The organism is Magnetospirillum sp. WYHS-4, assembly GCA_039908345.1.
Lineage (GTDB): Bacteria > Pseudomonadota > Alphaproteobacteria > Rhodospirillales > GLO-3 > JAMOBD01.
Genome location: JAMOBD010000079.1, coordinates 1 through 11133, shown reverse-complemented (window position 1 = coordinate 11133; position 11133 = coordinate 1). Strand labels below are relative to the sequence as shown.

General features: G+C 66.4%; 11 protein-coding genes. 9 read left to right on the top strand and 2 right to left on the bottom strand.

The features are described 5' to 3' along the window. From H7841_16415 to H7841_16380, 8 genes are all read left to right on the top strand, one after another. Positions 1-412, top strand: a 412-nt coding sequence (locus tag H7841_16415) for a hypothetical protein (protein MEO5338452.1), incomplete at its 5' end; no start/stop codon positions are given. Between the two features lie 20 nt (positions 413-432). Then, positions 433-984, top strand: a complete 552-nt coding sequence (locus tag H7841_16410) for a DUF4159 domain-containing protein (GenBank protein ID MEO5338451.1) — start codon at positions 433-435, stop codon at positions 982-984. Continuing rightward, entirely contained in the window at positions 981-3005 is a 2025-nt protein-coding gene (locus H7841_16405) for a hypothetical protein (GenBank protein MEO5338450.1), read from the top strand. Before H7841_16410 ends, H7841_16405 begins: the two co-directional genes overlap by 4 nt. A 336-nt stretch (positions 3006-3341) precedes the next feature. Continuing rightward, positions 3342-4226, top strand: coding sequence for a chlorite dismutase family protein (locus tag H7841_16400; GenBank protein ID MEO5338449.1), 885 nt, complete (start codon positions 3342-3344; stop codon positions 4224-4226). A gap of 91 nt (positions 4227-4317) precedes the next feature. Then, the gene (locus tag H7841_16395; protein ID MEO5338448.1) at positions 4318-6861 is read left to right on the top strand and encodes a molybdopterin-dependent oxidoreductase; all 2544 of its coding nucleotides are present in this window, start codon (positions 4318-4320) and stop codon (positions 6859-6861) included. Between the two features lie 16 nt (positions 6862-6877). Next, complete coding sequence (locus H7841_16390) at positions 6878-7744, top strand: hypothetical protein (protein ID MEO5338447.1); 867 nt, start codon at positions 6878-6880, stop codon at positions 7742-7744. A gap of 35 nt (positions 7745-7779) precedes the next feature. Further along, the gene (locus tag H7841_16385; GenBank protein MEO5338446.1) at positions 7780-8496 is read left to right on the top strand and encodes a molecular chaperone TorD family protein; all 717 of its coding nucleotides are present in this window, start codon (positions 7780-7782) and stop codon (positions 8494-8496) included. Continuing rightward, on the top strand, positions 8493-8969 hold the full coding sequence (locus tag H7841_16380) for a c-type cytochrome (GenBank protein ID MEO5338445.1): 477 nt from the start codon (positions 8493-8495) through the stop codon (positions 8967-8969). The genes H7841_16385 and H7841_16380 overlap by 4 nt, the downstream gene beginning before the upstream one ends. A gap of 62 nt (positions 8970-9031) precedes the next feature. Here H7841_16380 and H7841_16375 read toward each other — a convergent pair whose 3' ends face one another. Together H7841_16375 and H7841_16370 are read right to left on the bottom strand one after the other, a co-directional pair. Beyond that, positions 9032-9907, bottom strand: a complete 876-nt coding sequence (locus H7841_16375) for a tyrosine recombinase XerC (GenBank protein MEO5338444.1) — start codon at positions 9905-9907, stop codon at positions 9032-9034. Between the two features lie 56 nt (positions 9908-9963). Continuing rightward, positions 9964-10635 carry a DUF484 family protein gene (locus H7841_16370; GenBank protein MEO5338443.1) on the bottom strand — a complete coding sequence of 224 codons (672 nt, stop codon included), beginning with the start codon at positions 10633-10635 and terminating at the stop codon, positions 9964-9966. Between the two features lie 38 nt (positions 10636-10673). Between H7841_16370 and H7841_16365 the strand changes: the two genes are divergently transcribed. Then, the coding region (locus tag H7841_16365; GenBank protein ID MEO5338442.1) for a primosomal protein N' at positions 10674-11133 on the top strand (460 nt) is incomplete at its 3' end.

Sequence of the window (11133 nt, the reverse complement as noted above, 5' to 3'; positions counted from 1 at the left end):
GGCGGACGCCTTCGAACGGACGGCCGCCGGTCCCGCCCATCCCCCCGGCTATTACGGCGAGGGCGCGACACGCCGCGCCTTCAACCTGGCGGTGGGGACGCCGGAGCCCATGGCCGACCTGCCCGGCGACGTGGCCGAGACCGGCTACGGCCTGGCCCCGGCCACCGACCTGCGGCCCTGGTTCCTGGGGGCCGCGCTGCTGCTGTTCCTTGTCGATCTGGCGGCAACGCTGGTCTTGCGGGGACGGGTGGCGGCGGCGGTCGCCCTGGCGCTGCTGGCCCTGGGGGGGACGGGGCGGGCCGACGACGCCTTCGCCCTGGCCGCCACCGCCGAACTGCGCCTCGCCTACGTCAAGACCGGCGACGCCGCCCTGGACGCATCAGCCGGGCCGGCCTGTTCGGCCTGGGCCTGACGGTCAACCGGCGGACGGCGGTGGACCTTGCTGCCCCGATGGCGGTGGACCCGGAAGCGGACGAACTGTCCTTCTTTCCCCTTCTCTATTGGCCCCTGGTCGCCATGCCGGAACTTTCGGACGGCGCGGCGGCCAGGCTGAAGGCCTACCTGCGCCGGGGAGGGCTGATCCTGTTCGACGGCCGCGACGCCGGGGCGGACATGGCGGGTCTGGCCGAACGCCTGGACCTGCCGCGTCTGATTCCCATGCCGCCTGACCATGTTCTTTCCCGGTCCTACTACCTGTTGCGCGAGGCGGTGGGTCGCTTCGCCGGCGGGACGGTGTGGATCGAGGAAACGGGCGAGGGCGACAACGACGGCGTGCCGACGGTGGTGGCCGGCAATCACGATTGGGCCGGCGCCTGGGCGGTCGACGACGCCCTGCAGCCCCTGCTGCCTGTCGTGCCGGGTGGCGAGCGCCAGCGCGAGATGGCCTTGCGCTTCGGGGTCAACCTGTTGATGGTGGCGCTGACCGGCAACTACAAGGCCGACCAGGTCCATCTGCCGACCATTCTGGAAAGGCTTCGGCAATGAAGGCGTTGTTGTCGGAAAGCCTGGTCTTCGCACCCCTGTTGCCATGGCCCCTGCTGGCGGGGGCGGGCTTGCTGGCGGCCGGCCTGCTGGTCCTGGCGGCCCGGCAGGGCTTGCGGGGGACCGCCTGGCGGGCGGTGGCCGGGATGGGGTTGTTCCTGGCCCTGCTCGATCCCCGCCTGCTGCGGGAAACCCGCGAGGCCAGGCCGGATGTCGCCCTGGTCATGGTCGACGACTCGCCCAGCCAGGCGGCGCGGCGCGAAGCCACGGAGGCGGCCCTGCGTGAGGTCGAGGCCCGCCTGGGCCGACTTCCCGATCTGGAGGTCCGAATCTTGCGCAGCGACGGCGGCGGCGAGGGCACCCGGTTGTTCCGCCCCTTGGCCGAAGCGCTGGCGAGCATTCCGCCCGGCCGCTTCGCCGGGGCCGTTCTGATTACCGACGGCCAGGTCCACGACCGGCCGGAGGCGCCGTTGCCCGGCCCCTTGCAGGTGCTACTGACCGGCCGGCCGGGCGAGATCGACCGGCGCCTGGTGCTGGAACAGGCCCCGGCCTACGGCATCGTCGGCGGTGAGGTGGCGATCCGCTTCCGCGTCGACGAGGCGGGGGCGAAGGAAAGGTCGGACCAGCCGGTCCAGGTGCGGGTGTCCAGCGAAGGCCGGCCGGCGGGCGTCATGACGGTGCGGGTGGGCGAGGCGGCCCGCTTCGTCCTGCCCGTCGAACATGCCGGTCCGACGGTGGCGGAACTGGAAGTGGAAGCGCTGCCGGGCGAGGCCTCGGCGCGCAACAACCGGGCGGCGGTGGCGGTCAACGGGGTACGCGACCGGCTCAAGGTGCTGCTGGTGTCGGGCCAGCCCCATCCGGGCGAGCGCACCTGGCGCAACCTCTTGAAATCGGACCCCCAGGTCGACCTGGTCCATTTCACCATCCTGCGTCCGCCCCACAAGCAGGAATTCACCCCGGTGGACGAACTGGCCCTGATCGCCTTTCCGGTGCGCGAGTTGTTCGAGAACCGTCTGAAGGATTTCCATCTGGTGGTCTTCGACCGCTACGTGCTGCGCCAGGTGATGACCTACGATCATCTGGTCAACCTGGTGGCCTTCGTGCGGGGTGGCGGGGCTGTGCTGGCGGCGGTGGGGCCCGAATACGCGGGGCCGGAAAGCCTGGCCAACAGCCTGCTGAAGGAAATCCTGCCGGCCCTGCCCAAGGGGGGCGCACCGGCCGGAGGCTTCCGCCCGGCGCCCACCGACCTGGGCCGGCGCCATCCGGTGACGGCGCTGCCGGGGGCGGAGACCTGGGGCCGCTGGCTGCGCCACGTGCCGGCCCTTCCCGAAGGCGACGCGCAGGTCTTGCTGCAAGGCCCGGACAGCGATCCGCTGCTGGTGCTGGCCCACCTGGACAAGGGCCGCACGGCCATCCTGCTCAGCGACCATGTTTGGCTCTGGGCACGCGGATTCGAAGGCGGCGGGCCGCACGGCGAACTGATGCGCCGCCTCACCCACTGGCTGATGAAGGAGCCGGACCTGGAGGAGGAAGCCCTCGCCGCCCGAGTCGAGAAGGGCCGCTTGCTGGTGGAACGGCGCAGCTTGGGCGAAGGCGTGGCGGCGGTCGTCGTGACCCTGCCCTCCGGCGAAACCCGGGAACTGCCTCTCGGCAAGCCGGACGGCGGTCGGGCGTCGGCCGCCATGGCGGCCGACCAGCCGGGGCTCTATCGGATCGGCGACGGGGAAAAGACCGCCTTCGCCGCGTCCGGGATCGTCAATTCCTTGGAAGACGCGGACCTGCGGGCCACCGACGAACGACTGCGGCCCCTGGCCGCGGGGGTGGCTTGGGCGGCCGAGGGCATTCCGGCCTTCTCTCGCGTGGTCCCCGGCCGCGAGGCGGCCGGGCGGGGCTGGATGGGCTTGGTGCGCAACCGGGCGGAGGTGGTCACCGGGATGCGCCAGGTGCCGCTGCTGCCCGGCTTGATGCTCCTGGCGCTGGTGCTGCTGCCCTTGGCGGCGGCTTGGCGGCGCGAGGGAAGGTAGCCATCCCGAATCGACCAAGTCATAAGTCTCCGAACGCAGGAGGCCAAAAGGCGGTTGAACAAATCGTTCAGATGACGCCGCGCCTTTTACGAGACGATCAAATCGCAGGTCCGGCCAGAATTCCATGACTGCCTGAAAAATACGTAGAATCAATAATTTATATCGATTGCGTCACCCTCGTGCCCCTTGGCACGGCGGTTGCGGGAGAGAAGACCGGCGGTTCCGGTCCGCCGTTTGGAGTGGCGATGTCGGGGGAGGCCTTTCCGTGGCCACCACGAATGAACCGGAGAAAAACGATAGCGGTCGCCCGCATTCTTTGGAGGGATTACCATGCCCATGAACAACGTTCGCCTGCCTCTCGCCGTCCTTGCCTTGACCGCCGCCACTGCCCTCTCGGGGCCGGCCTGGGCCCAGGACCAGAAGCCCATGATGGACCAGAAGCCCATGATGGACCAGAAGCCCATGATGGAGCAGAAGCCCGCCATGATGATGGCCGACCGCGCCGCGCTCCTGAAGAATCCCGGCGTCTTCGGCAACTTCTCCACCTACAAGGTCCGCGCCGACTATTACAAGATGTCCGCCGCCGAACGTAAGGGTGCTGCTGCCGAGGCGATGGCGGTGGTCGACAAGCACAAGGCCAGCGTCATCGTCGATGCCTACCTGACCCGCGGCTTCGAGGCCATGAGCGACTACTGGCTGCGCGTCCACTCCACCGACATGGCTGCCACCCAGGCCTTCCTGGTGGATTGGCGCGCCACTCGCCTGGGCATGCATTCCGATGTCACGGAGAACCTCGTCGGCATCACCAAGGCGCTGAACTACATCACCAAGGACAAGTCGGCCGACCTCAACGCGGGGCTCACTTCCGCCACCTACAGCGATGCCGCTCCCCGCTACGCCTTCATGGTCCCGGTGAAGAAGAACGCCGACTGGTGGAACCTCACGGACGCCCAGCGCCTGAAGGAGATGGAAACCCACACCATGCCGACCCTCGGGTTCCTGGTGAACGTCAAGCGCAAGCTCTACCACTCCACCGGCATCGACGACACCGACTTCATCACCTATTTCGAGGTCGCCGATCTCGGGGCCTTCAACAACCTGATGCTGTCTTTGGCCCAGGTTCCGGAGAACAAGTACCACGTCCGCTGGGGCAACCCCACCGTGTTGGGGACCATCCAGACCGTCGATGGCGTCGTCAAGGCGCTGTCCATGGGCAATTGACGCAACTGCGTCCCCGCCGTCCCGGCCATCGGGGCGGCGGGCCCCGCGCCGCGTTCGTCGCCGTCACGTCCCAATTTCCTGGGGGAAAGCCATGTCCATCAGCCGTCGCCATTTTGTCAAGGGCAGCTTGGCCGCAGCCGTTGTTTCCGGTATGCCTCTAGCCCTCTCCCGGCCCGCCTTGGCCGCTCTCGTCGAGCGCAAGGATCGCCCCTGGGAGGACGGATACCGGAATCTTCTCAAGGGAGAGAAGATCGTCCGCACGATCAACATGCCCAACTGCACGGGTTCCTGCGGCTGGAACGTGGTGGTCAAGGACGGCATCGTACTTCGCGCCGAGCCCCCCTACGACTATCCCGACGACGAATACAATCCGCGCGGCTGCATGAAGGGCCAGACCTATCACCGTCGCGTATATTCCCCGAACCGCGTGAAATTCCCGATGAAGCGCGTCGGTGCCCGCGGCGCCGGCCTCTGGCAGCGTATTTCCTGGGACGAAGCCTTGGACTTCATCGCCGGCGAACTGAAGCGAATCTCGGCCAAATACGGCGCCAAGGCCGTCTGGATCTATCCGCCGGTGCCGGCCACCGGCCTGGTCAAGCAGGGGGCCGGATTCCGTTTCGCCTCGGTCAACGGCTTCGGAATCGGCACCTTCTACAATTGGTACGGCGACCTGCCGCTGGCCCATCCGATCACCTGGAACGTGCAGACCGAGGAGCATGAGTTCAAGGACGTCCTCAATACGAAATACGCGATCGTCTGGGGCTCCGACATGGTGCAGACCCGGATGCCGGACGCCCACTTCTTCGCCGACATCCGCGCCAAGGGCGTCAAGGTCGTCTACATCTCGCCCTATTACGATCCCACGGCCGCCGCCGTGGACGAATGGGTCCGGGTGCGCCAGGGCACCGATGGCGCCCTGGCGCTCGGCATGTGCCATGTGGTGGTCAAGCGCGGCCTGACCGACGAGGCACACCTGCGCCGCACAACCAGCGGGCCTCTGCTGGTGCGTGGCGACAACGGCAAGTACCTCAAGGCCTCGGACGTTGCGGCCGACGGCGATGCCAAGACCTTCATGGTCTTCGATCCCGAAATGGGCAAGCCGGTTCCCGACGCCTACTTCAGCGACAAGCCGGCCCTGACCGGCACCTTCGACGTCACCCTGAAGGACGGCAGCAAGATTTCCTGCTCGACCGCTCATACCTTGCTGCTGAAGAAGCTCGAGAGCTACGATCCGAAGACGGTTTCCGAGATTACGGGGGTACCCGCCAAGGACATCGAGCGCCTTGCCGTCGAATACGCCTCGGCCAAGCCGGCCAGCATCTGGGCCGGAACCGGCATCAACCACTGGTACCACGGGGACCTTATCGGCCGTTCCGTCATCGAATTGGCCTGCCTTACCGGCAACATCGGTCGTCAGGGCGGTGGCGTCAGTCCCTGGGCCGGCCAATACCTGATGCGCATCAATCCGACCGATTATTTCTTCCCCAAGAAGAATTCGGACAAGCCCGACGACCGCTATCGCCCCGTTCCCCTGGACACCGCCTACGTGGTCAACGGCCCTACCGAGACCATGGCCAACAAGGACAAGCTGTGGCGCCAGATCCGGTGCATCTGGGCGGCGGGCGGCAATCTGCTGGGCGAAGCCTCGGACCAGAGCAACCTGACGCGCAAGGTCTTGCCGCAGATCGAACTGATCGTCTCGCCGGAAATCGAGATGAGTTCCACCGCCCAGATGGCCGACATCGTGCTGCCGGTGGTGAGCTGGTACGAACTGCCTTACGACATCGCCACCACTCCCGCCCATCCCTACATCCAGTTGGCCGAGGGATCGCTGGCGCCCATGTTCGAGGCGAAGACCGACATCGAGATTTATTTCGAGATATGCAAGCGTCTCGGCACCGGCGATATCTTCAAGTTCAACCACCCCGAGCCGGCCATCGAGCACCTTCTGGAAACCGGGGGCCCCAAAGTCAAGGGCATCACCCTGGAGCGTCTCAAGAAAGAGCGGGTTATCCGGGTCAACCTGCCCAGCAATCCCTATGCCTCTTTCACCGAGGAAGTCGAGGGCAAGAAGAAGTTCCTGACCGCCTCTGGGCGCCAGGAACTCTACAAGGACGAGGATCGCTTCCTTCAGTTCGGGGAGCAGCTTCCGATCCACAAGGAGCCCCACGTCGCCACGCCCCACGGCCCGTCCAAGGAATGGCGCGAAGCGAAGAAGGAGCGCAATCCGCTTTTCGAGAAGTACCCGCTCGTCTATCACGCCCGTCATACGCGCTGGAGCGTGCATTCCTCCTGGCGGACCACGGACGAGATCCTGAAGCTCGACGACATCGGCCAGCCGCTCCTCGAGATCAATCCGGCCGATGCGGCGAAACGGGGCTTGGTAGCCGGCGACTGGGCCACCGCCTTCAACCAGCATGGATATGTGAAGGCCAAGGTCAAGCTGCGCGAATCGGTGCCGCCCGGTGCGGTGGTCATCTATTTCGGCTGGCAGCGGGACCAGATCAAGGAGGGGCATTGGAACGCGCTGACCCACAACGCCATCAATCCCATCCACGAAATCTACTTCATTCCCAATGTCTGGGGCCCTGTGTCCGGACACTTCGACCAGCTCTGTGAAGTCAAGAAGGCCTGAGGCAAGGAGGGTCCCCATGTCGGAAGAACTTTGGCGGAAATACTACGGCCAGCCTAATCCGAAGTATGGCAATCGCGTGCAATTCGGCATGCTGATCGACATCAATAAGTGCTTGGCTTGCCATACCTGCACGATGGCCTGCAAGACGACCTGGACCAGCGGTCCGGGCCAAGAGAACATGTACTGGAACAGCGTTTCCACCCAGCCCTACGGGAAGTACCCACGGCGTAACGGCGCCAACGATCCCAGCCGTTTCGACTACCGCTTCTCCAACCTCTATCAGGACGTTCCCAAGGGCAAGTATCCGAACCTCTGGCAATTCTACTTGGCCAGGCCCTGCAACCACTGCGCCAATCCGGCCTGCATAGAGGCTTGCCCGACGCGGTCCATCTACAAGAACGAGGACGGCCTGGTGCTGATCGACCAGGATCGCTGCGAGGGGTTCCAGTACTGTGTCCGGGCCTGCCCCTACGATAAGATCTACTACAACGCCGTGGCCAAGAAGTCGCAGAAGTGCGTTTTCTGCTACCCGTTACTAGAAAAGGGCCTGGAGCCGCAATGCGTCCGCAGTTGCGTGGGCAAGATCCGCGTCTTCGGCAATCTGATGGACCCCGAGAGCACCATCTCCAGGCTCATCCGGGACCCGGCGCTCGGTGCCGAGCCCTACGATCCGGAAACCAGCCTGAAGGCCGTCCACCGCGTCATCAACAAGGGCGAACGGCGCCAGTATCGCCCGGACTTCGGGACCATCCCGTCGGTCTGGTACGTGCCGCCGAAGAATATTCCGAAGGAAGACGTGGAAAAGTACTTCGGCTACGCCATGAACGGTCTTCTCGATGAACCGCATCAAGTCGCGGAGCCCATCAAGATGAAGGATATCTAAGAGAATCTTCTAACCCTGGAGGGATGGTGGAAACCATGGACGGTTCGATGGACCAGGCAATCCAGTCGCCCGCGCTGGGGCGGGCGCGCCTTTACCACTTCCTCGAACTGGCCTTGGCCCATCCGGCCGAGGACGGCTTCGATCACTTCCGGCGGGAAGCCACGGAGAAGGAGTTCGTGGCCACCCTGCTCGGGGGGGCGCGGCCGGACGAGGCCTTGGCGGCAGCGGTCGAGGGCGCGGCGGGTTTCTTCGCCGGCCTGCGCCGTTCCACTTTCTTCGAGGTGGAAACTGCCCATATCGGTCTTTTTTCGGCCAATTTCCCGCAGGTACCGTGCCCGCCCTATGGTTCCCTCTTCACGGCGGCCGACGAGAGCAAGCGGCTGGAGGAGATGCTGGCCATCAAGCATTTCTACCAGGAAAACGGTGTCGACATCGCCGAGAACTTCGACGACCTGCCCGACCACCTCTGCGTCGAACTGGAATTTCTTCAACTCCTCTGCTTCCGTGAGAACGACGCCGTGGCCGAGGGCGACGGGGGCACTGCCGCCGGGGCGCGGATGGTTCAGGCCGAGTTCCTCGACAGGTTCCTGCTTCCCTTTACCGACCGCCTGTCCAGGATTGCCGTCCAGGCGATCCCGGACAATCCCTACAGCCAGCTGCTCGCGGCGACGCACCGAATTCTTGCGCACCATCGCCGGAGTCTGGGGGAACAGCCCAATTCGCCATCGCAACACCGGGAGAGTCAGCCATGAGGATCACCGCAGCATTCACCCTGTTCGTCGGCATGGCCACGGTGCTGGCCGGTCCGGCGGTCGCTGCTCAAGCGAAAGGCACCATGAAGGCCGGGAATCCGCCGGAATTGACCGTGGAGATGATGCGGGAAATGGCCGACAAGGCCCGGCGTCCGGCTGCCATGGGCGTGTCGGCGGCCCGTGGCGAACTGATCTTCGTCGAGCTCTGCGCGCTTTGCCATGGCATCAAGGGCAAGGGAGACGGCCCCCGTTCGGCCTTCTTCGAGGAAACCCAGTTCATCCCCGACCTGAGCGATGCCAACGTCCTGGCCGGCCGTGAAGGCGAGGCCCTGGAAAACATCCGGCAGGGCCTGCGCCGTCTCGACGACCCCCTGATCGTCATGCCGCAGTTCAAATACATTCTCTCGGAGAACGAGATCCAGAGCGCCTTCGCCTACGTCAAGACGCTCTCCGGGAAGCCGATGAAGAAATGAGGATGATGCCGATATTGAGATTTTCCACAAGCGCTCTCAATGGAATCGGAGCATCTACCTTCCTATCCCCGCCGCGCCCGCGGATGGGCGTCGCGGTAGACGGCCTGCAGGCGGGCGGCGTCGACGTCCGTGTAGCGCTGGGTGGTGCTGAGCGAGGCATGGCCCAGCAACTCCTGGATGGTGCGCAGGTCGCCGCCGCCGGCCAGCAGGTGGGTGGCGAAGCTGTGGCGTAGCGCATGCGGCGTCGCCGTCTCGGGCAGGCCCAGCAAGGCCCGCAGTCGGCGCATCTGGCGCTGCACGATGGCCGGATCGAGCGCCCCGCCCCGCGCCCCCAGGAACAAGGGGTCCTCGGGCCGCAAGGGATAGGGGCAGGCCGCCAGATAGGCCTGGATCGCTTCGTTGACGGCCGGCAGTACCGGCACCAGGCGTTGCTTGTTGCCCTTGCCGGTGACCCGGAGGCTGTCGCCCAGGGGGGCCTGGGCGCGGGTCAGGCCCAGGGCTTCGCCGATGCGCAGGCCGCAGCCGTAGAGAAGCGTCAGAACCGCCGCATCGCGCTTGCCGATCCAGTCGTCGTCGGAAAGCTCCTGGACCGCCTCCACCGCTTCCAGTGCGTCCGGTTCCTCCAGGGCCTTGGGCACCGATTTGGGCACCTTGGGTCCGCGCAAGGCGCCCAGGGCGGCATTGTGGCCGAGGCCGCGCCGGTCGAGGAAGCGGAAAAAGCCGCGCAAGGTGGACAGCGCCCGCGCGGTCGAGCTGCGGGCCAGGCCGTCGGCGTTGCGCCGGGACAGCCAAGCCCGGAAATCCCGGGTCTCCAAGCCGGCCAGATCGGCAAGGCCGGGCGGGTGGCCCAGATGGCCGGCGGCGAAGTCCAGGAAGGCGGCCACGTCGTGGCCGTAGGCCTCCACCGTATGGGCGGACATGCGCTTTTCCGCCGTCATCCAGGACCGCCAGTCGTCCAGGGCGCGGACCACCTCGGGCAGGGCGGCCAGGGGGGTCAACCGGCCTCCAGGATGCGGTAGGCGAGGCGCTCGGCGACCTGGGCCAGGAACGCCAGCAACTCCGTGCCCTGGCGGGGATGGAAGGTGCCGCGGGTGCGGGACCCCAGGCCCAGCACCCCCGGCGGCTGGTCCGGGCCGGCCCGCAGCCGCGCCAGGGCGGCGGAGCGGATGGGACCGCCGTCCTCGGAGAACAGGCCGAATCCATCGACGAATTCGGAGATCAGGACAGCGTCCTTGTCCTCGCCCACCAGGCGGTCGACCATGCCGGGCGCCAAGACCGCCGGCACCCTGGCGTCGCCGCCCCTCTCGAAGGCGAAGGCCACCGCGTCCACTCCCAGAGGCAGGGGCAAGGTGTGGATGGCCACATGCACCATGTCCTCGACGGTTCCTGCGCCCAACAGCATGAGGACCGCCGTATGCACCCGGGTTTGGGTCGCCATGTTGTTGCGGCTGGTGTCGATGACGTGGCGGGCGGTTTCTCGCAGGTTGTCGGCCTCGCGGCGCAACTGTCCGACCATGAACTGCTGCATGTCGACCACCGTGTCGCCGTTTTCCCAGCGCGACGGCGGAGCCAGGGAGGTCAGCAGTTCCTGGTTGCGGGCGAGGAAGTCGGGATGGCGGCGCAGGTAGTCGGCCACGTCTTCTTCCGGAATTTCGTCGTCGCTCACGGTTTCCCCCATGAAAGCGGAAGGCTAGAGTGTAGCCCATGTCCATCCACCCGCAAGACCGCGTCAGCATCCTTCTGCCCCTGCCGTTGCATGGCCCCTTCGATTACCGGGTGCCGAAGGGTCTGGCCGTGGCGCCGGGAGACTTCGTTTCCGTGCCCTTCGGGGGGCGCGAGGCCATCGGGGTGGTCTGGGGCGACGCCTTGGGCGGATTGGCCGAGGAGCGGCTGAAATGGGTCTCGGGGCGGCTGGACGCCGTGCCGCTTCCCCCCGAATCGCGCAAGTTCGTCGACTGGGTGGCCCACTACACCCTGCAGCCCCAGGGCGCCGTCCTCAAGATGGCGATGAGCGTGTCCGAGGCGCTGGAGCCGCCTCGTCCCCATGCCGCCTATGCCTTGGCCGAGGTGCCGCCGGCCGATCTGAAGCCCACCCCGGCGCGCCTGCGGGTGCTGGAAGCCCTGCGCCACGGCCCGCCGCGCACCCTGGCCGACCTGGCGCGCG